The sequence below is a fragment of the Cellulosimicrobium sp. SL-1 genome (assembly GCF_011033075.1).
Lineage (GTDB): Bacteria > Actinomycetota > Actinomycetes > Actinomycetales > Cellulomonadaceae > Cellulosimicrobium > Cellulosimicrobium funkei.
Map to the genome: position 1 here is coordinate 280,909 of NZ_JAACJC010000003.1, position 19,889 is coordinate 300,797.

General features: G+C 73.2%; 19 protein-coding genes and 2 riboswitches. Of the genes, 4 read left to right on the forward strand and 15 right to left on the reverse strand.

Going from position 1 to position 19,889, the window contains the following annotated elements:
* Nucleotides 1-70: 70 nt before the first annotated feature.
* The 7 genes from GWJ10_RS06085 to GWJ10_RS06115 form a co-directional block, all read right to left on the reverse strand.
* Nucleotides 71-955 (reverse strand): ATP-binding cassette domain-containing protein, encoded by an 885-nt coding sequence (locus GWJ10_RS06085; protein WP_061268322.1) that lies wholly within the window; start codon nt 953-955, stop codon nt 71-73.
* On the reverse strand, nt 955-1,872 hold the full coding sequence (locus tag GWJ10_RS06090; protein ID WP_082774603.1) for an ABC transporter ATP-binding protein: 918 nt from the start codon (nt 1,870-1,872) through the stop codon (nt 955-957). The genes GWJ10_RS06085 and GWJ10_RS06090 overlap by 1 nt, the downstream gene beginning before the upstream one ends.
* Nucleotides 1,869-3,032 carry an ABC transporter permease gene (locus tag GWJ10_RS06095; RefSeq protein WP_076403547.1) on the reverse strand — a complete coding sequence of 388 codons (1,164 nt, stop codon included), beginning with the start codon at nt 3,030-3,032 and terminating at the stop codon, nt 1,869-1,871. Before GWJ10_RS06095 ends, GWJ10_RS06090 begins: the two co-directional genes overlap by 4 nt.
* A complete protein-coding gene (locus GWJ10_RS06100) occupies nt 3,025-4,020 on the reverse strand; it encodes an ABC transporter permease (protein WP_061268323.1) in 996 nt (331 codons plus the stop codon). Before GWJ10_RS06100 ends, GWJ10_RS06095 begins: the two co-directional genes overlap by 8 nt.
* Nucleotides 4,021-4,066: 46 nt before the next feature.
* Nucleotides 4,067-5,746, reverse strand: a complete 1,680-nt coding sequence (locus GWJ10_RS06105; RefSeq protein ID WP_076403549.1) for an ABC transporter substrate-binding protein — start codon at nt 5,744-5,746, stop codon at nt 4,067-4,069.
* A 350-nt stretch (nt 5,747-6,096) separates the two neighbouring features.
* Nucleotides 6,097-6,894: a copper homeostasis protein CutC gene (locus GWJ10_RS06110; RefSeq protein ID WP_163186130.1), complete on the reverse strand. Its 798-nt coding sequence runs from the start codon at nt 6,892-6,894 to the stop codon at nt 6,097-6,099.
* 106 nt (nt 6,895-7,000) lie between these two features.
* Nucleotides 7,001-7,609 (reverse strand): TetR/AcrR family transcriptional regulator, encoded by a 609-nt coding sequence (locus tag GWJ10_RS06115; protein ID WP_163186133.1) that lies wholly within the window; start codon nt 7,607-7,609, stop codon nt 7,001-7,003.
* 107 nt (nt 7,610-7,716) lie between these two features.
* On the opposite strand from GWJ10_RS06115, the gene GWJ10_RS06120 reads away from it, so the two are divergent.
* Nucleotides 7,717-8,148: an organic hydroperoxide resistance protein gene (locus GWJ10_RS06120; RefSeq protein WP_076403553.1), complete on the forward strand. Its 432-nt coding sequence runs from the start codon at nt 7,717-7,719 to the stop codon at nt 8,146-8,148.
* Nucleotides 8,149-8,210: 62 nt separating this feature from the next.
* On the opposite strand, the gene GWJ10_RS06125 is transcribed toward GWJ10_RS06120, so the two are convergent.
* Nucleotides 8,211-8,645 (reverse strand): VOC family protein, encoded by a 435-nt coding sequence (locus GWJ10_RS06125; RefSeq protein WP_163186136.1) that lies wholly within the window; start codon nt 8,643-8,645, stop codon nt 8,211-8,213.
* A gap of 116 nt (nt 8,646-8,761) precedes the next feature.
* Nucleotides 8,762-10,099 (reverse strand): NADP-specific glutamate dehydrogenase, encoded by a 1,338-nt coding sequence (gene gdhA, locus GWJ10_RS06130; protein ID WP_163186138.1) that lies wholly within the window; start codon nt 10,097-10,099, stop codon nt 8,762-8,764.
* 226 nt (nt 10,100-10,325) lie between these two features.
* Nucleotides 10,326-10,428, forward strand: a riboswitch (SAM riboswitch).
* Between the two features lie 54 nt (nt 10,429-10,482).
* Between gdhA and GWJ10_RS06135 the strand changes: the two genes are divergently transcribed.
* Both GWJ10_RS06135 and GWJ10_RS06140 read left to right on the forward strand, forming a co-directional pair.
* A complete protein-coding gene (locus tag GWJ10_RS06135; RefSeq protein WP_163186141.1) occupies nt 10,483-11,082 on the forward strand; it encodes an NAD(P)H-dependent oxidoreductase in 600 nt (199 codons plus the stop codon).
* Nucleotides 11,079-11,642 (forward strand): flavin reductase family protein, encoded by a 564-nt coding sequence (locus GWJ10_RS06140; protein WP_163186144.1) that lies wholly within the window; start codon nt 11,079-11,081, stop codon nt 11,640-11,642. The genes GWJ10_RS06135 and GWJ10_RS06140 overlap by 4 nt, the downstream gene beginning before the upstream one ends.
* 86 nt (nt 11,643-11,728) lie before the next feature.
* On the opposite strand, the gene GWJ10_RS06145 is transcribed toward GWJ10_RS06140, so the two are convergent.
* Both GWJ10_RS06145 and GWJ10_RS06150 read right to left on the reverse strand, forming a co-directional pair.
* Complete coding sequence (locus GWJ10_RS06145) at nt 11,729-12,121, reverse strand: hypothetical protein (protein ID WP_228086558.1); 393 nt, start codon at nt 12,119-12,121, stop codon at nt 11,729-11,731.
* Between the two features lie 112 nt (nt 12,122-12,233).
* Nucleotides 12,234-13,259, reverse strand: coding sequence for an aldo/keto reductase (locus GWJ10_RS06150; RefSeq protein ID WP_163186147.1), 1,026 nt, complete (start codon nt 13,257-13,259; stop codon nt 12,234-12,236).
* Nucleotides 13,260-13,498: 239 nt separating this feature from the next.
* Between GWJ10_RS06150 and GWJ10_RS06155 the strand changes: the two genes are divergently transcribed.
* Entirely contained in the window at nt 13,499-13,984 is a 486-nt protein-coding gene (locus GWJ10_RS06155) for a DNA starvation/stationary phase protection protein (RefSeq protein WP_051028364.1), read from the forward strand.
* A 76-nt stretch (nt 13,985-14,060) separates the two neighbouring features.
* On the opposite strand, the gene GWJ10_RS06160 is transcribed toward GWJ10_RS06155, so the two are convergent.
* From GWJ10_RS06160 to GWJ10_RS06175, 4 genes are all read right to left on the reverse strand, one after another.
* A complete protein-coding gene (locus GWJ10_RS06160; protein ID WP_163186149.1) occupies nt 14,061-15,851 on the reverse strand; it encodes an ABC transporter ATP-binding protein in 1,791 nt (596 codons plus the stop codon).
* Nucleotides 15,848-16,894: an ABC transporter permease gene (locus tag GWJ10_RS06165; RefSeq protein WP_163186152.1), complete on the reverse strand. Its 1,047-nt coding sequence runs from the start codon at nt 16,892-16,894 to the stop codon at nt 15,848-15,850. Before GWJ10_RS06165 ends, GWJ10_RS06160 begins: the two co-directional genes overlap by 4 nt.
* On the reverse strand, nt 16,891-17,844 hold the full coding sequence (locus tag GWJ10_RS06170) for an ABC transporter permease (RefSeq protein ID WP_163186155.1): 954 nt from the start codon (nt 17,842-17,844) through the stop codon (nt 16,891-16,893). Before GWJ10_RS06170 ends, GWJ10_RS06165 begins: the two co-directional genes overlap by 4 nt.
* 70 nt (nt 17,845-17,914) lie before the next feature.
* On the reverse strand, nt 17,915-19,543 hold the full coding sequence (locus tag GWJ10_RS06175) for an ABC transporter substrate-binding protein (RefSeq protein WP_163186158.1): 1,629 nt from the start codon (nt 19,541-19,543) through the stop codon (nt 17,915-17,917).
* A gap of 105 nt (nt 19,544-19,648) precedes the next feature.
* Nucleotides 19,649-19,762: riboswitch (SAM riboswitch) on the reverse strand.
* Nucleotides 19,763-19,889: the final 127 nt, after the last annotated feature.

A 19,889-nucleotide genomic window follows, 5' to 3' on the forward strand; every position in this document is an offset into this window, starting at 1 on the left:
CGTCACCACCGACGCGTGCCGCCGGGCAACCCCCGCTGCCCGGACGAAGAGGGGACGGGCGACGCCCGTCTCACATGCCGCGCGTGCCGAAGCGGTCGCGGGCGACGGCGTCGCCCTCGCCCGCCGCGGCCGCGGCGAGCTCGCGCCGCACCTCCTCGCGGAGGCGGCCGTGGTTCTGCGGCTCCGGCGCCGCCCCGAGGAGCAGCTTCGTGTACTCGTGCTGCGGGTCGAGGATGACCTGGTCCGACGGCCCGCGCTCGACGACGTTCCCGCGGAACATCACAAGGATCTCGTCGCTGAAGTGCCGCGCCGTCGCGAGGTCGTGCGTGATGTAGAGGACGCCGAGGTTCTCCTCGCGCTGCAGGCGTGCCAGCAGGTTGAGCACCCCGAGCCGGATCGACACGTCGAGCATCGACACGGGCTCGTCCGCGACGAGGAACCGGGAGCCGGGGGCGAGCGCGCGGGCGATCGCGACGCGCTGGCGCTGGCCTCCGGACATCTCGTGCGGACGCTTCTCCGCGAACGTCCCCGGGGGCGTGAGGTTCACGCGCGTGAGGAGCTCGTCGACGGCTGCGTCGAGCTCGGCGGCCGTCTTCGCGCGCCCGTGGATCCGCAGCGGCCGCTCCAGGTGGTGACGGATCGAGTGGAACGGGTTGAGCGACGCGAACGGGTCCTGGAACACCATCTGGACGTCGTGCCGGTACTCGGCCAGGCCACGGCCACGCCGGGCGGACGGGACGCCGTCGAGCAGGATGTCGCCGGACGTCGGCGTCTCGAGCTTCGCGATCATCCGCGCGACGGTCGACTTCCCGGAACCCGACTCACCGACGATGGCGATCGTCTTGCCCGGCTCGAGCGTGAACGACACGTCGTTCACCGCACGCAGCCGCGACCGCTTCCACCCGTTGCGGATGACGAAGTCCTTGGTGAGGTTCCGGATCTCGAGCGTGCCCATCAGGCCACCCCTCCCGTGCTGTCGGCGGTGTCCTCGCCGGACCGGACGAACCCGCCACGGTCGCCCGTCAGGCTCGGGAACGACCCGAGCAGGCGGCGCGTGTACTCGTGCGCGGGCGCGTTGTAGATCTCCTCGGCCGTGTTGAGCTCGACGATCTCGCCGCGGAGCATGACCGCGATCCGGTCGCTGATCTCCAGCAGCAGCGGCAGGTCGTGCGTGATGAAGACGACGGCGAAGTCGAACTGCTCGCGGAGCCGCATGATCTCGCGCAGGATGCCGCGCTGGACGACGACGTCGAGCGCCGTCGTCGGCTCGTCCATGATCATGACCTGCGGCTGGAGCGCGAGGGCCATCGCGATCATGACGCGCTGGCGCATGCCGCCGGAGAGCTCGTGCGCGTAGCTGTCGAGCCGGTTCGGGTCGACCCCGACGAGCTCCAGCAGCTCACGGCTGCGCTCGAGCTTGGCCTTCGCGGACATCCCCGGGCGGTGCGTCGCGAAGACGTCGAACAGCTGGGCCTTGATGCTGATCACGGGATTGAGGGAGTTCATCGCCCCCTGGAAGACCATCGAGACCTTGTCCCAGCGGAACGCCCGCAGCGAGTCCCCGGACAGGGCGGCGACGTCGATGTCGTCGCCGTCCTTGTCGTGGAGGACGATCTCCCCGCTCGTGCGCAGCGCCGGCGGCTTGAGGAGCTGGTTGAGCCCGTACGCGAGGGTCGTCTTGCCGCAGCCGGACTCGCCCGCGAGGCCGAGGATCTCGCCTCGGTGCAGGGTCAGGGACACGTCCTTCACGGCCTGCACGACCGGGTTCACCTGGTACTCGATCGAGACGTTCCGCGCCGTGAGCACGGGGACCGCACCGGGCGGGGCCCCGAAGTCGCCCGCAGGCTTCGCGGTGAGGGTCGGTGCGCTCATGACTGGACCTTCTCGTCGTCGCGGGCGGGGGTGTCGGCCGCGGTGCCCGCCGTGCCGGCCTTGGCGGTGCTCGGCGCGGTCGCCGCCTGGAGCTTCGCACGCTGCTTGCGCGCGAGGCGGACGTTCTTGACCGCGGCAGGGGCCGTCCGCAGCTTGGGGTTGATGATCTCGTCGATGCTGAAGTTGATGAGGGCGAGCCCGCAGCCGAACAGCGCGATGAGGAGGCCCGGCGGGACGAACCACCACCAGCGCCCGTACGCCATCGCGTTCTGCGTGCTGGCCTCGTTGAGGATGGTGCCCCACGTCACCGACCCGGACGGCCCGAGGCCGAGGTACGAGAGGCCGGCCTCGCTGAGGATCGCGAGGAGCACGGCGCCCAGGAAGTTCGCGGTGAGCAGCGGCAGGAGGTTCGGCAGGATCTCGACGAGGACGATGCGCGGCGCCTTCTCGCCCGCGACCTTGGCCGCGTAGACGTAGTCGCGGCTGCGCAGGGACCGGGCCTGTGCCCGTAGCACGATCGCCGCCCCCGCCCACCCGGTGATGCCGAGGATCAGGGCGACGAGGAAGAGCGAGCGGGACTCGAGGTAGGCGGAGATCACGATGATCAGGGGGAGCCCGGGGATCACGAGCATGATGTTCGTGACGAAGGACAGGATCTCGTTGGTCCAGCCCCCGACGTAGCCGGCGATGATGCCGAACAGGAGCGAGAGGACCATCGCGATCACGCCCGCGAGCAGTCCCACCGTGAGGGAGCCGAGGCCGCCGTGCGCGACCTGGGCGAAGATGTCGACGCCGATGTTGTTCGTGCCGAGCAGGTGCTCGGTGCTCGGCGGCAGGTACGCCGGGTTCGACGTCGCCCGCGGGCTCTGGCTGAACAGCGGCGCCACGACGGAGAAGAGCACGATCCCGAGCGTCAGCACGAGGCCGACGACGAGCTTGCCAGAACGGCGCGGGAGCATCGCCCGGATGCCGCGCTTCGGCGCGGTGCTCTGTGGGACGGGCTCGCCCGCGACGACGGCCTCGGGCGGGGCGATGGGCACGTCCGGCACGATGCCGGCGGTCCGGTTCTCGGGCGGCAGGCCGTCCACCACCACGGAGGCGGCAGGAGCGGCGTCGGCCGCGGGAGTCACGGTCTCGGCGTCACGGGTGGGGTCAGCCATTGTTCCGCGTCCTCGGGTCGATGATGCCGTTGATCAGGTCCATGAGGAAGTTCGCCGCGAGCACCACGACGGTGATCACGAGGAAGGCGCCCTGCATGAGCGCGTAGTCCTTCGCCTGGACCGCGGTGAAGAGCAGCTTGCCGATGCCGGGGTAGCTGAAGGCCTGCTCCATGACCACCGACCCGGCGACGACGAAGCCGAGCGCGATGCCGAAGCCCGTGACCGACGGCAGGACCGCGTTCCGCGTCGCGTACGTCAGCGCGACCCGGAAGGGGCGCAGGCCCTTGGCCTCGGCCGTCGTGACGTAGTCCTCGGCGATCGTCGAGACCATCATGTTGCGCATCCCGAGGAGCCAGCCGCCCATCGCCGACAGGATGATCGTCACGGCCGGGAGGGTGCCGTGGTAGATCACGCTGCCCACGAAGTCCCACGACCACTCGGGACCGCTGTCGAACTCGAAGATGTCGTACGCGCCCACGATGGGGAACCAGCCGAGCGACACCGAGAAGATCGAGATGAGGACCAGGGCGAGCCAGAAGTACGGCACCGCCTGGAGGAAGGTCGACGCGGGGATGATGTGGTCGACCCACGTACCGCGCTTCCACCCGACCCATGCGCCGAGGCCGACGCCGAGGAGGAACGCGATGATCGTCGCCAGCCCGACGAGGCCCACCGTCCAGGGGAGGGCCTCGCCGAGCAGCTGGCTGACGGGTGCCGGGAAGTACAGGACCGACGTACCGAGATCACCTGTGAAGATGTTCTTCCAGTACGTGAGGTACTGCTCCCACAGCGAGGCGTCGTCACTGCCGAAGAGGATGTCGACACTCTGGATGAGGCCCGGAGTCAGCTCACCGTTCTTCCGGAGCAGGGTGTCGAGGTAGATCTGCTTGGGATCACCGGGGATGGCCCGCGGGAGAAGGAAGTTGAGCGAGACGGCGGCCCAGAAGGTGACCACGTAGAACGCGATCCGCCGTGCGTAGTACCTCATTGAACCGACTCCTCGTTCACCCGAGCTCCTCTTCGGCAGTGCGACATCAGCTCGCGGGCTTGAGCTGGGAGAGGATCACGCCGTTGCTGATCGTGGCCCACGACGGCGGGAAGGCGTACATGTCGTCCTCCGACGGCCAGCCGGTGTAGTCCTTCGTGTTGACGAACGACATGGTCGGGTTCACGACGAGGGCGATGTAGGGGAGGTCGCGGGCGATCTCCTTCTGCACCGTGGCGTACGCGGCCTTCTTCGTGTCCTCGTCGTTGGTGCCGGCGGCGGTGGCCACGGCCTCGTCGACGAGCGGGTTCGAGTAGCGCGGGAAGTTGAAGCGGCCGGCCTCGATGGTCTCGCCCACCGGCGTCGTGTACTCGGTCGTGAGCCACTGGCGGTAGATGGCGAACGGGTCGTCGAGCGACGTGCCCGTGATGCCGCTGATCATCATCTGGTAGTTGCCGCTGGTCCGGGCGTCGGACATCTCCTGCTGCGTGATCTTCACGTGGTTGATCTGCACGCCCGCCTCGAGCGCCTGCTGCGCGATGAGGTCACCCGCCGCGTTGTGGTCGCTCCAGCCGTCGACCGAGATGAGGTCGACCGAGAGCTTCTGGCCGTCCTTCTCGAAGATGCCGTCAGCACCCTTGGTGTAGCCCGCCGCCTCGAGGACCTTGGCCGCCTCGGCCGGGTCGCCCTCCTGCGGGCTCTCCTTCTCGATCTCGGAGGAGATCCAGCGGTCGTCACGACCGACGAGCGCGAGCGACGGCGACGCGACGGCCGCGTGGCCCGAGAACGCCTTCTCGTTGATCTCGCCGCGGTCGACGAGCAGGTTGACCGCCTGGCGGACGGCGAGGTCCGTCTGCGGGCCCGCGCAGCCGAGCGCCGCGTTCGAGCACGACATGATCGTGGTCGGGTCCTGCGGGGTGTTGAGCAGCGAGACCTGGCCGCCGCCGGTGACCGTCTCCGGGTCCGCGATGAACATCGTGGTCCAGTCGATCTTGCCGGTGGCGAGGAGGTCCTGGGCGCTCTGGTTCTTGTCGAGCGCGAGGAAGCGGACCTTCCCGAGGCTCGGCTCGCCGCCCCAGTAGTCCTCGTTCGGGACGACGGTGTAGGTCGCGTTCGTGATGGTGTCGAGCGTGAACGGCCCGGTGCCCACCGGCTCGTCGTTCGTGAACGTGATGAGGTCCGACACCTCCTTGAAGAGATGCTCGGGGACCATGAGCGTGGTGCCGAGGATCTGCACGGCGCTCGTGAACTGCGCGCCGTTGAACGTGAACTTGACGGTCGACTCGTCGACCTTCTCGATCGTGTTCAGGTAGTCGCGCTTCGCCGCGTCGTTGGTGTACGAGAAGATGACGTCCTCGACCGTGAAGTCCTCGCCGTCGGACCACTTCACGCCCTCGCGGATCTTGACGGTCAGCTCGGTGCCGTCCTCGCTCCACTCGTAGGACTCGCCCAGGCGGGGCGTCGGGTCGCCGGCCTCGGCGCGGTTGTAGAAGAACAGCGGCTCGTAGATGCCACCGTTCGTCACGTGCAGCGGGTTGGGCGCGTACGGGTTGAAGTTCGCGACCATGGGCGTCTGGGTGCCGGCCCAGACGTTGAGGACACGGGCCTCACCGCCGTTGCCCTCACCCTCGCCATCGCCCCCGCCGGTGCAGGCGCTCGCGAGCAGCGAGACGCCCGTCACGAGTGCCGCGGCCGTGAGCAGACGCTTGCGCGCCGTGCTTCGAATCATCTTCGGTCCTTTCGCATGGACGACGCGTCCTCACGTCGTGCTTCGGCGCCCGCAGGCGTGTGGCAGGAACACTAACTAATAGCCACCGGCCCTCCTACGAATACGACAGGAAAGTTACCTAACTGAGACATCGATACCAGGATCGCGCGCGACGGGCTCGGCCGGACCCCGTGGAACGGGGTCCGGCCGAGGTGCCGAGGACGGTCAGGAGGGGGTGGGGCGGCCCGTGGCCGGTCCCGGCGCAGCGGGTCGTGCGGGGCGCAGCGCGTCGCACGGGCGCAGCAGACCGCGCTGGCGGGAGCGGTCGGGGACGGGGTCGGCGGCGGGACGGCGGCGAGCCGGGAGCGGGGTCAGCGAGCGGCGTCCAGCGCGGCACGCGCGGCCCGCGCGACCTCGGGGTCGGTGACCTCGTAGCCGGCGTCGCCGCCGCCCCCCGGCCCCGCGTCGTCCGCGACGACGCGCTTGGCCGAGAGGTGCACGGCGTCGACGCCCGCGGCCACCAGGGCCCCGACGTCCTGCGGCCGCACTCCCCCGCCGGCCATGACCTGCACACGCCCGCCGAGCGCGTCGCGCGCGTGCGCCGCCATGGCGCGCAGCCGGTCGGTGCCGTCGATGCTGCGCGACGCACCGCCCGACGTGAGCACGCGCACGACCCCGGCCCCGGAGAGCGCGTCGAGCGCGGCGAGCGGGTCGGCGACGACGTCGACGGCGCGGTGGAACGTGACCTCGTGCCCGTCGGCGGCGTCCACGAGGGCGCGGACGGCGCCGACGTCGACCAGGCCGTCCGGGGTGAGCGCACCCACGACGACGCCGCGCGCCCCGGCCGCCACCGCGGCCCGGACGTCGCGCACCTGGACGTCGAGGTCGGTGGGCGTGAGGACGAAGCCGCCCGGGCGCGGGCGCACGAGCACGTGCACCTCGACGCGCGGCCCCGGACCGTCGGCCTCCGCTGCGGCGGCGACCGCGGCCTCGACGAGCCCGGCGCTGGGCGTGAGCCCGCCCGTCGCGCCGAGCCCGACGCACAGCTCGACCCGGTGCGCACGCACGGCCGCGGCCACGCGGACGCCGTCGGGGTCCTGGACCGCGAGCTCGAGGGCCACGTCGCGGGCCGCGGGCGCCGCGCCCCCCTCGGGGTGGGTGGTCGTCATGGCGCTCTCCCGTCGTCCGGTCCGGCGGCCGTCGCGTCGCGCGACCCGCACGACGGCGGCCGTCGGCCAGGGTAGACGACTCCGGGCGCGGGCCGGGCGCGGGAGCTCAGGCCGGCGTCGGCCGTCCCGTGGCGACGGCGGTGAGGCAGGCGGACCGCAGGGTCGCGGCCACCTCGTCGGGGTCGCCGAGGTAGCCCGCGACCATGGCGCCGTCGCGCAGCATCATGAGCTGCGCCGCGGTCGCGTCGGCGTCCGTGACGCCGACCGCGGCGGCGAGGCGGGCGAACACGTCCCGCGTCCAGCGCCGGTGGCGGTCCACGACGACGCGCACCGGGTCCTGCGGGTCGGGTGTCTCCGCCGCGGCGTTGATGAACGGGCAGCCGCGGAAGCCCGGCACGCAGCTCACGGCGCCGATGGCGCCCGCGAGGGCGCTCAGGGCGTCGAGCGGCTCGGCGTCGCGGAGCGACTCGTCGACGACGGCGCGGTCGCGTGCGGCCTGCGCCTCGAGGTAGGCGACGACGAGGTCGGACTTCGTGCGGAAGTGGCGGTAGAACGTCACCTTGGTGATGCCGACCTGCTCGATGACGCGGTCGGCGCTCGTCGCTCGGATGCCCTGGGCGTAGAAGAGCGCCGAGGCTGCCTCGAGGATGCGGCGGCGCGTGTCGGCCGCGGTGCCGCGGCCCGTCGCCCCGGGCGTCGGCGAGTCGTCGACCATGCCCCCTCCTTGTCTCCGCCCTTGCGCGCGGTCGGCCGCCAGTCTAGGTTCTCCGATGTAGACGTACTAGTAACTCTACTTCGATCCCGACTCTCGAGAGGCACCTCATGGCTGACACCCTCTACACCGCCGTGGCCACCGCGACCGGCGACGGTCGCGCCGGAGGCCGCGCCGTGTCCGACGACGGCCAGCTCGACGTCACGCTCGCCGTCCCGCGCCAGATGGGCGGCCCCGGTGGCGGGACGAACCCGGAGCAGCTGTTCGCAGCCGGGTGGTCGTCATGCTTCCACTCGGCGCTGAAGATGGTCGCGGCGCAGCGCAAGGTCCCCGTGGCCGACTCGGCCGTCGTCGCCGAGGTCGACCTCGTCCCGACCGGCGACGGCGGCTTCTCGCTCGGCGCGACGCTGCACGTCGAGCTCGGGGGCGGCGTCACCCAGGACGTCGCCGAGGAGCTCGCGGAGGCCGCGCACGCCGTCTGCCCGTACTCGCTCGCGACCCGGGGCAACATCCCGGTCACCGTCCGCACGACGGTCGCGTAGGGCACCCCTCGGCACGACCGCCGGGGCCGGCTGGCGGAGCGGTCCGCGGGTCGGCCCGGCGGTCAGTCCAGGCAGAACTCGTTGCCCTCGACGTCCTGCATGACGATGCAGGACTCGTTCTCCTCGTCGGCGACCATCACACGCACGCACGTCGCGCCGAGCGCGACGAGCCGGTCGCGCTCGGCCTCGAGCGCGGCGAGACGCTCGGCACCCACGAGCCCGGTGCCGGCACGCACGTCGAGGTGCACGCGGTTCTTGACGACCTTGCCCTCGGGGACACGCTGGAAGTACAGGCGCGGACCGGCCCCGGTGGGGTCGCTGCACGCGGACCACGCGTCCCGCTCTGTGGCCGGGAGGGAGGCCTCGGCGTCGTCCCAGGTGCTGAAGCCCTCCGGGGGCGGCGCCGGGACGTAGCCCAGCACCTCGCACCAGAACCGGGCGACGCCCCGTGGCTGCGCGCAGTCGAACGTGACCTGGACCTGCCTGACCGTCGCCATCCGGCCACCCTAGGCGCCCGACCCTTCTCGGCCGGAGGGTTTTTCACGGGCGCACGACGGCCGCCGATGCCACCGCTCCGCGCGGGGCACCGACGGCCGTCGTCGTGCGGCTCGGGTCAGATGACGCCGAGCGCGAGGATCGCGTCGGCGACCTTGGTGAAGCCCGCGATGTTGGCGCCGAGCACGTAGTTGCCGGGCGTGCCGTACTCGTCGGCCGTCTCGACGCAGCGGTCGTGGATGCCCGCCATGATCTGCGCGAGACGGTCCTCCGTGTACTCGAAGGACCACGCGTCGCGCGACGCGTTCTGCTGCATCTCGAGGGCCGACGTCGCGACGCCGCCCGCGTTCGCGGCCTTGCCCGGCGCGAAGAGCACGCCCGCCTCCTGGAGCAGCGCGACGGCGCTCGGCGTCGTGGGCATGTTGGCGCCCTCCGCGACCGCGACGACGCCGTTCGCGACGAGCTGCTTGGCCGCCGCCTCGTCGAGCTCGTTCTGCGTCGCGCACGGGAGCGCGACGTCGCACGGCACGTCCCAGATGGACCCGTCGGTGACGACGCGGGCCCCGGGGCGGCGCGCGGCGTAGTCGGCGACGCGCCCGCGCTCGACCTCCTTGATCTGGCGCAGGAGCTCGAGGTCGACCCCGGCCTCGTCGACGACGTACCCCGACGAGTCGGAGAACGCGACCACGTTCGCGCCGAGCTGCTGCGCCTTGGCCGTCGCGTAGATCGCGACGTTGCCCGAGCCCGAGACGACGACGCGGCGCCCGTCGAGCCCCTGCCCGCGCGTCTCCAGCATGTTCTGCGCGAAGAGGACCGTGCCGTAGCCCGTGGCCTCCGTGCGGACGAGCGAGCCGCCCCACGAGATGCCCTTGCCCGTGAGGACGCCGGACTCGTACCGGTTGGTGATGCGCTTGTACTGCCCGAAGAGGTAGCCGATCTCGCGGCCGCCCACGCCGATGTCGCCCGCGGGGACGTCCGTGTTCTCGCCGATGTGCCGGTAGAGCTCCGTCATGAACGACTGGCAGAACCGCATGACCTCGCCGTCAGACCGCCCGCGCGGGTCGAAGTCGGAGCCGCCCTTGCCGCCGCCGATGGGCATGCCCGTGAGCGAGTTCTTGAAGATCTGCTCGAAGCCGAGGAACTTCACGATGCCCAGGTAGACCGACGGGTGGAACCGCAGGCCGCCCTTGTACGGGCCGAGCGCGGAGTTGAACTCGACGCGGAAGCCGCGGTTGATCTGCACGCGCCCGGTGTCGTCCACCCACGGGACCCGGAAGATGATCTGGCGCTCCGGCTCGCACACGCGCTCGAGGACGGCGGCCTCGACGTAGCGCGGGTGCTTGCGCAGCACGGGGCCGAGCGAGTCGAAGACCTCGCGCACGGCCTGGTGGAACTCGGCCTCGCCGGGGTTGCGACGCAGGACCTCGTCGTAGACGGACTGCAGTCGGCTGTCCATGGGTACTCCTCGTCTGACGCGGGCGGAACTCCTGCTGACGGTACGCCTGTGCCAGAAGCTCCCGTCACACCGTCTCACTCCGCGCGCACCGGGACGGGCGGCCGCAGGGCAGGAGCGACCGCACGGGGCGGCACAGGAGTCGCCGACGACGACACATCCGTCCACCCACTGAGAAACCCTACCGATCCGGTGCAGTTTCTCGGGGCGGTTGCTATACCCGTCCCCAGGTCACGAGCGCCAGCGCCAAGCCCCGGCTCGCTGGCCGGCAACCCCCTGTCACGGCGGGGTGCTCCGGGAGATGACCAGGCCGGGCCCGGCCTGCCCCGCCACCGGCGAGGACGGCCCGCACGGCAAGCGTGATCGACGACTACTGCGAGGTGCACATGACCCACCACCCCACCCACCCGACGGTGCTCGCCGTCTCGGGCAACCCGCGGCCCGGCTCGCGCACGCTCGGCGCCGCCGAGACGGTCGCGCGCCGCGTCGCCGACCTTCTCGGCGCGGACGACGTCGCCACGGTCGACCTGGCGTCGCTCGCCGGCGAGGTGCTCGCCGCCGACCATCCGGCGGCCGACGCCGCCCGTGAGCAGCTCGCCCGGGCGACCGTCGCCGTCGTGGCGACGCCGGTCTACAAGGCGTCGTACACCGGGCTGCTCAAGGCCTTCCTCGACCTCTACGGCCCCGACGGGCTCGCGGGCGTCGTCGTGGTTCCGCTCGTCGTGTCCGGGAACCCGGCGCACGCGCTCGTCGGGGAGGTGCACCTGCGACCCGTGCTCGTCGAGCTCGGCGCCGTCGTCCCGACCCGGTCGCTCACGGTCACCGAGCCGCAGCTCGCGGACCTGGGACCGGTCGTGGACGCGTGGCTCGCGCGCGCGGGCGACGCCCTGCGCCGCGCCACGGCGCAGCTCCCCCCGGCGGAGGACCGCCCGTCGGCCCGCACCGACGCAGCCGTCGCCGACGCGTTCGCGGGGGTGGCCCGATGACCGCCGAGCTCACCCACCTGGAGGCCCTCCTGGCCGAGCAGGACGAGCCCCAGCTCTCCCCCGACGAGTACAAGGCCGTGTTCCGCGGCCACCCCGCGGGCGTCGCCGTCGTCGCGCTCGAGCACGGCGACCGCCTCGTCGGCTTCACCGCGACGTCGGTCATCTCCGTCTCGGCCGCGCCCCCGCTGCTCGCGTTCTCGCTCGCGTCCACGTCGTCGTCGTGGCCCGCGGTCTCGACGGCGCGCACGCTGACCGTGAGCTTCCTCGCGGACCACCAGGACGACGTCTCGGCCCGGTTCGCGACGAGCGGCATCGACCGGTTCGCGGACGGCGGCTGGTCGCGCCTGCCGACGGGCGAGCCCGTGATCGACGGCGCGCTGTCGTGGGTGCGCGGGCGGGTCGTCCAGCGCACCCCGGTGGGCGACTCCTACCTCGTCTCGCTGCGCGCGCTCGCGTCGAGCGTCGGCGCCGCGCCCAGGGCGTCGCGGGAGGCGGCGGCGTCGCCGCTCGTCTACCACGACCGCACCTACCACCGGATCGGCGACCACTCCGCGCTCTGAGCACACGGACGGGCGAGGGGCCCGACGGCGGAGGTCCCGCCGTCGGGCCCCTCGCCCGTCCCGTGCCGCCCCTCACGGGTGGTCCGTCACCAGCTCCAGCCGCGCGCGCTGAGCTCGAGCTCCTCGCGGAACCGCTCGTCGTCGCCGGTGCGGAAGCCCGCGCGCAGGGGCGCGTCCGCGACCGGGAGCCCCGTGAGCCGACAGGCCTCGCGCAGCAGCGCGTCGTAGGCGCCCTGGACCGCGAGGTAGTGGTGGGCGCGCGCGTAGACGTCCGGGTCGGCCTCGATGCGCCGGAGCTCCGCGGCGAGCGCGGTGAGCCGCACCTGGAGCGCGAGCGTCGTGAGCGGGTCCGGGGCCGCGGCGGCACGACGGCGCCCGCCCGTCCGGTGGCTCGGAGGCCGCCCGGCCCGGCGCAGCACCCACCACGCGGCGGCGGCCGTGCACGCCGTCGCGCACCAGATCATGAGCAGCCACGACATCGGAGCCGACCTCTGCGCGGGGAGACCCACAGGACCTCTCCAGTCTAGGTCTCCCCGGCCCCGCTGGGCAGGGTGGACGGCCCACGTCCTCGCCGCCCGGCCCCCGCGGCGGTCAGCCGTCGAGGAGGTCCGGCTGCGGGTGCCGCACCCCCTGGACGGCCGCGCGCGGGATCGCCGCGCCGATCGTCGCGACGTCGTCCGGCGTGAGCGCGACCGTGGCTGCCGCGACGTTCTGCTCCAGGTACGCGACGCGCTTCGTCCCCGGGATCGGGACGACGTCGTCGCCCTGCGCGAGGAGCCACGCGAGCGCGAGCTGCGCCGTCGTGACGCCGTGCTCCGCGGCGAGCTGCTCCAGGGAGCGCACGAGGCCGCGGTTGTGCTCGAACGCCTCGCCGGCGTACCGGGCGTGGGCGCGGCGCACGTCGTCCTCAGCGAAGCCGTCGGTGGCGTTCACCGTCCCGGTGAGGATGCCCCGGCCGAGCGGCGAGAAGGGCACGAAGCCGACCCCGAGCTCGCGCAGCGTCGGCAGCACCTCGTCCTCCGGGTCGCGCGTCCACAGCGAGTACTCGCTCTGCACGGCCGTCACGGGGTGCACGGCGTGCGCGCGGCGCACGGTCGCGGCGGACGGCTCCGAGAGACCGATGCCGCGCACCTTCCCGGCCTCCACGAGACCGGCGAGCGCGCCGACCGTGTCCTCGATCGGCACCTGGGGGTCGACCCGGTGCAGGTAGTACAGGTCGAGGCGGTCGGTGCCGAGGCGGCGCAGGCTCGCGTCGACCGCGGCACGGACGTACTCGGGGCGGCCGTCGACCGGACGCCCGTCGGGGTGGCCGCCCGCGGGCGGGAGCCCGAACTTCGACGCGAGGACGATCTCGTCCCGGTGCGGCCCGAGGACCCGGCCGAACAGCTCCTCGTTGCGACCGTGGCCGTAGACGTCGGCCGTGTCGAAGAGGGTCACGCCGAGCTCGAGCGCGCGGCGCAGCACGGCCTCCGCCTCCGCGGCGTCCGCGGGGCCGTAGGCGTCGGTGACGGACATGCCGCCGAACCCGACGGCGGAGACGGCGAGCGCCGCCTCGCCGGTGCCGAGCGTGCGCGACGGGAGGGTGCCGGGGGCGGGGGTCCGGGAGGTGTCGGTCATGGGCCCAGCGGACCACCGCGCGGCGCCCGGGGCAAGGGCGGACGCCGTCCTCTCACCTGGCGAGAGGACGTGACGCACCAGGCGGCGCGACGCGTCCCGCCGCAGGTCAGGCACGCCTCTCCTTGCTGGCGGACGCGCGGAATGCCACCTAGTCTGGAATCGTTCAAGTGAACGGCACCGACGGAAGCCGGGTGACCGCCGCACGATTCCGGGCGACCCCCGAGAGAGCGAGGAGCACCATGTCCGCACCCACCATCCACCGCACGACGGCCCGCTTCGAGGCGTCGGAGAAGCTCCGCGCCCACCTGCAGCGCGTGCTCGTCGCGCTCGTCGACCTGCACGTCCAGGGCAAGCAGGCCCACTGGAACGTCACGGGCCGCGGGTTCCGCGACCTGCACCTCCAGCTCGACGACGTCGTGGACGCCGCGCGCGAGCACAGCGACACCGTCGCCGAGCGCATGCGCGCGCTCCAGGTCGTGCCCGACGGCCGCACCGAGACCGTCGCGACGACGACGGACCTCTCGCCGTACCCGGCGGGCCTCGTGTCGGTCGGCGACACGGTCGACGCGGTCGTCGAGCGCATCGCGCAGACGGTCGAGGTCGTCCGTGCCGTGCACGACGACGTCGACGCCGAGGACCCGACGAGCGCCGACATCCTGCACGAGATCATCGCGGACCTGGAGAAGCAGGCCTGGTTCCTCTCCTCGGAGAACCGCGAGGCCTGACCCGTCCGGCCCCCGCGAGGTAGAACGGCCCGTCGCGAGGTAGAGCACGCCGTGTGCTACCTCGCGACGGGCCGTTCTACCTCGCCGTGCGCCCCTGGAGCGCGCGGCGGCCGGGGATGGCCGCGACGAGCTCACGCGTGTACTCCTCCTGCGGGTCGAGCAGGATCTGCTCGGCCGCCCCCTGCTCGACGACGCGCCCGCGGTGCATGACGCCGACGTGGTCGGACACCTGCCGCACGACCGCCAGGTCGTGCGAGATGAACAGGTACGCGAGCCCGTGCTCCGCCTGGAGCCGCACGAGCAGCTCGAGGATCTGCGCCTGCACGGACACGTCGAGCGCCGAGACGGGCTCGTCGAGCACGACGAGCGCCGGGTTCAGGGCGAGCGCCCGCGCGATGGCGACGCGCTGGCGCTGCCCGCCCGAGAGCTCGCGCGGCCCCCGGCGGAGCACGTCGGGCGGGAGCGCGACGTCCTCGACGAGCGCACGCGCCCGGTCGGCGCGCTCGGACGGCGACCCGACCCGGTACGCCCGGAGCGGCTCGGTGACGATCTGCTCGACGGTGAACCGCGGGTCGAGCGACGCGTACGGGGACTGGTAGACCACCTGGAAGCCGCGGCGCAGCGACCGCAGCCGCTCGCCGCGCGCCGTCGTGATGTCCTCGCCGGCGAACTCCACCGTGCCCGCGGTGGGCCGCTCGAGCCGGAGGGCGAGGCGCGCCGTCGTGCTCTTGCCCGACCCCGACTCCCCCACGAGCGCGTACGTCTCGCCGCGCCCGACCGCGAGGCTCACGCCGTCCACCGCGACGAGCGTCCGGTGCGCCGACCCGCGCGGCAGCGTGAACTCCTTGCGCAGGTCCCGCACCGCGAGGACGGGCGTACCCGCGGTGTCCGGGCCGGCGGCGTCGGGCACCGCGATCCCCTGACCGACGGCGCGGCTCGCGACCGCGGCGCGGCTCGCGTCGGCGCGCGGGACGACGCCGTCGTTCGGCGCCGTCTCCGGGGTGCCGCCTGCGACGAGGCGCGAGCTCGCGAGGCTCGGCGCCGCCGCGATGAGCTGCTGGGTGTACGGGTGGCGTGGGTCGTGCAGCACCTGCTCGGCGGTGCCCTCCTCGACGACGACCCCGTGCTCGAGAACGACGATCCGGTCGGCGCGGTCCGCCGCGACGCCGAGGTCGTGCGTGATGAGCAGGACGGCGGTGCCGAGGTCGCGCACGAGTCCGTCGAGGTGGTCGAGGATGCGGCGCTGGACCGTCACGTCGAGCGCGCTCGTGGGCTCGTCCGCGACGACGAGGCGCGGCCGGGCCGCGACGGCGATCGCGATGAGCACGCGCTGGCGCATCCCGCCGGAGAGCTGCGACGGGAACTGCCGCGCGCGGGCCTCCGGGTCGTCGATCCCGGCCTGGCGCAGCAGCTCGACCGCACGCTCGCGCGCCTCCTTGCGCCGCGCGAGCCCGTGGATGACGAGCACCTCCGCGACCTGGTCGCCCACGCGCGTGACGGGGTTGAGCGAGACCGTCGGGTCCTGCGGCACGAGCCCGACGTCGCGGCCCCGCACCTGCTGCCACTCCTTCTCGGAGAGCCGTCCGACGTCGCGGCCGCCGAGGCGGATGGTCCCTGCCGTCACCTCGCCCCCGCGCGCGAGCAGGTGCAGGGCCGCGTGCGCCGTCGTGCTCTTGCCCGACCCGGACTCGCCCACGAGCGCGACGACCTCGCCCGCCCCGACCGTGAGGTCGACGCCGCGCACGGCCGCGTACGAGCCGCCGTCGCGCGTGCGGTAGGCGACCTCCAGACCGCGGATCTCGAGCGCGGGCGCCTCGCCCGACGTCGGGCCGGGACGCTCCTGGGTGGTCGGCGTCGTGGCGGTCATGCGTCCCCTCCGGTCCGTTCCAGGGCCCGCGCGATGCGGTTCGCCGACAGCACGACGGCGACGATCACGAGGCCCGGCATGGTCGTGAGCCACCACGCGGTGGCCAGGTAGTCGCGCCCGCCCGAGACGAGCGACCCCCACTCCGGCGCGGGCGGCGGCGTCCCGTAGCCGAGGAAGCTCAGGGCCGAGATGGCGAGCACGGCCGTGCCGAGCTCGAGCGCGCCGAGCGCGAGCACCGGTCCCGTCGAGTTGGGCAGCACGTGGCGCCCCAGCACGCCGTACCAGCGCACCCCCGACGCGCGGGCCGCCTCGACGTACACCGACGTCGAGGTGCGCAGGACCTCGGCCCGCATGACGCGCGCGAACGTCGCGACGCTCGTGATGCCGACGGCGATCGCGACCTTGACCGTCCCGAACCCGAGCGCCGTGATGATCGCGAGCGAGAGCAGGATGCTGGGGATCGCGAGCAGCACGTCGACGAACCGGCCGACGACGTCGTCCACCCACCCGCGCACGAACCCCGCGAGCAGGCCGAGCAGCGACCCGGCGACGAGCCCGACCGCGACCGCGACGACGGTCGCGCCGAGCGAGGCCGACGCGCCGTGGACGACGCGCGCGTACACGTCCCGCCCCAGGTGGTCGGTGCCGAACAGGTGCGCGCCCGACGGCGGCTGCAGCCGGTCCGCGGGCACGCCCGTCAGCGGGTCGTACGCCGTGAAGACCTGCGGGACGACCGCCCACGCCGTGACGAGCAGGACGACGAGCACGGCGACGACCAGCCCGGGACGCCGGACGGCGTACCGCGCCCCGCGCCGCCACCGGCCCGCCGTGCCCCGGGTCCGCACGCGGCCGTGCCGGAGGATCGCGCGCGCGTCCTCACGGTCCTCGACCTCGATCTCCGCGGGCGTGCGTCCCTCGGGCGCGTCGACGGGCGGGGCGTCGGGGGCGAGCGCGCCCGACGGCGGCACGTCCGCCACCGCGGCACGGTCCGCGACCCGGGCCTCGTCCCGGAGCACGATGCGCACTCCCGGCCTGGTGCTCATGCGGCCACCGCCTTCTGTCGTGCGTCGATCCGGGGGTCGAGCAGGGGGTAGAGCAGGTCGACCGCGAGGGTGACGACCACGAACACGAGCGCCGAGAGGACGACGACCGCCTGCACCACGGGGATGTCCTGCGCGTCCACCGACGTCACCGTGAGCCGTCCCAGGCCCGCGCGCGAGAACACCGTCTCGGTGACGACCGTGCCGCCGAGCAGCCCGCCCACGACGACCCCCAGCACGGTCAGCGCGGGGATCGCGGCGTTGCGCAGCGCGTGGCCGAAGTGCACGCGCGCGCGGCTCGCGCCCTTGGCGCGCGCCGTCTCCACGTACGGCTCGCCGAGCGTCCCGCGCAGGCTCCGCGCGAGCACCTGGGCGAGCGCGGCGCTCGCCGGCACGGCGAGCGTGAACGCCGGCAGCACGAGGCTGATCGCGCCCTGGTTGCCGATCGCGGGGAACAGCGGGAGCTGGAAGGAGAACCACTGCAGCAGGAGGAGGCCCAGCCAGAACGGCGGCAGGGCGACGCCGAGCGGAGGGAGCGACGCGAGCGCGTGGCGCAGCCAGGCCGCGCGCGGGAACGTGCTCGCGATCGCGATGCCGGCGCCCGCCACGACGGCGAGGACGAGCGCCGCGGCCGTGAGCCGGAGCGTCTCCGGGAGCGCCTGGAGCACGAGCTGCGTCGCGGGCGCCCCGGACGCGTACGACGTCCCGAAGTCGAGCCGCAGCGCGTGCCACAGCGCGTCGGCGTACTGCACGAGCACGGGCCGGTCGAGGCCGTACTGGGCGCGCAGGGCGTCGAGCAGCGCGGGGTCCACCTGGTCCGCCTCGCCACCGCCGCTCGCCATGAGCGCGGCCGGGTCGCTGGGCAGCAGGTAGAGGACGAAGAACGAGATGGTGAACGCCGCCCAGAGCACGAACAGGCCCTGCCCGGCGCGACGCAGGACGTACCGGCCCATGGTCGGCCTCCTTCCGTGGGGGATGCCCGCCTGCCCGACGCCGCGGCGTCGGGCAGGCGGGCCCGGCGGGTCAGCCCTGGGTGACCCAGGCGTCGTAGAAGTCGAGGCGCGACGACGCCTCGAACGTCAGGCCGTGGACCGTGTCGGCGGCCGCGATGGTCGTCGAGAGCTCGTAGACCGGGATCGCGTGCCCCTTCTGCACGAGCAGGCGCGACGCCTCCGTGACGAGCCTCTGGCGCTCGGCCGGGTCGGTCGCCGCGGCCGACGCGTCGAGCAGGTCGTCGACCTCCTCCGCGTCGCGCTGGTTGATGTTGCGCGCGTTCGCCGAGAAGATCGTCCGCAGCACGTCCGGGTCGGAGCGCGTGAGGTTGTAGTAGTCGAAGTCGAAGTCGCCGCTCTCCTTGATCGCCTGCGACTCGGCGACGGTCACGTGCTGGAGCTGGAGGTCCACGCCGATCTGCGCGAGCTGCTGCTGGACCAGCTCGAGCGGCTCCGGCACCTGCCAGAACGTCACGGTCGTGGAGAGCTTCTGGCCGTCCTTCTCGCGCACGCCGTCGGCGCCCTCGACCCAGCCCGCGTCGTCGAGGATCTTCTTCGCGCCCTCGGGGTCGTAGGCGAGCTCGTCCGCGACGCTCTCGTAGAGCGGCGTCGAGTGCGACAGGACGCTCGTGGCCGGCTCGTCCTGCGTGCTGAGCACGGTGTCCGCGATCTGCTCGCGGTCGATGCCCTGGAGGATCGCCGTCCGCACGGCCTCGTCGCCCGCGAGCGGGCTCGACTCGTTGGGGAAGAGGTTGAACACGACGCCCGGGTTGGCGCGGTACTCGAGCCAGAACCCGTTCCCGTCGAACTGCGGCAGGTCGACGGTCGAGATCGCGGCCGTGGCGTCGATCTGCCCCGACTGCAGGCTGCCGCTGCGCACGCTCGCCTCGGGGATGACCTTGAACGTCACCGTGTCGAGGTAGGCCTCGCCCTGGTGGTCGCTCGCCTCCGAGCCCCACGCGTAGCCCGCGACCTTCTCGAGCACGATCTCCTGGTCCTGCGTGTACGACTGCACGGAGAACGGGCCGGAGCCGACGAACTTCCCGGCGCAGCGGTCCTCGACGCTCAGGTCGGCCGAGGACGGGGCGAGCAGGCCGAGCGAGAACGTCGACGTCGCCTGGAGGAACTGCGCGCTCGGCTCCGCGAAGTCCACCGTGAGGGTCTGCGGGTCGGTGACGGTCGTGCCCTCGTAGCCGACGAGGTACTGCGACCCGAGCGACGCCGTCGCGCCCAGCGCGACGATCGCGTCGAAGTTCGTCTTCACCGACTCGGCGTCGATCGGCGTGCCGTCGGCGTACGTCGCGTCGTCGCGCAGGTGGAACGTGTAGCTCGACGCGTCGTCGTTCACCTCCCAGCTCTCCGCGAGCCACGGCAGGATCTCGCCCGAGTCCGGGTCCTGTGCCGTGAGCGACGCGACCGTCTGGCGGGCCGCCGCGATGGCGTCGTTGTTGCCGACCTGCTGCGGGTCGATGCAGTGCGAGTCGACCGTGAGCGCGAACGTCAGGTCGCCGCCCGCCACGGGCTCGCCGGACGGGCTGGGCGACCCGTCGCCGTCGGACGCGCCGGAGCCGCCGCCCGCGCACGCGCTGAGCAGGAGGCCCGTCGCGGCGGCCGCCGCGGCGACGGTCAGGGACCGGCGTCGGTGAGGTGTGGGGATCATGTCGTGCTGCTCTCCTCGTGTGCCGGCTGAGGACCGGCGGTCGTCCGGCGCCGGTGGTCGTCCGCGCCGGGCCCAGGGCCGGCGCGGCGGGGGAAACCCACCGGGGTGCCGTGCTTACCGCGCCGCGGGAGCCGCGCGGTCAGGTCGTTCCCGGAGCACCCCGTCACGTCGAAGGGTTGCTGGTCAGCGAGCCGGGCCTGCGTGCTGACGCTCGTCACCTGGGAGCAGGAAAGACAATCTCGACCAGGTGAGTCAAGTATCGAGACGGCCGTCCCGCCAGACGGACGGTTGTTTCCTGCTCCGCGACGCCGCGACCCGCCGGCGGGGCCGCCACGAGCACGGCGAG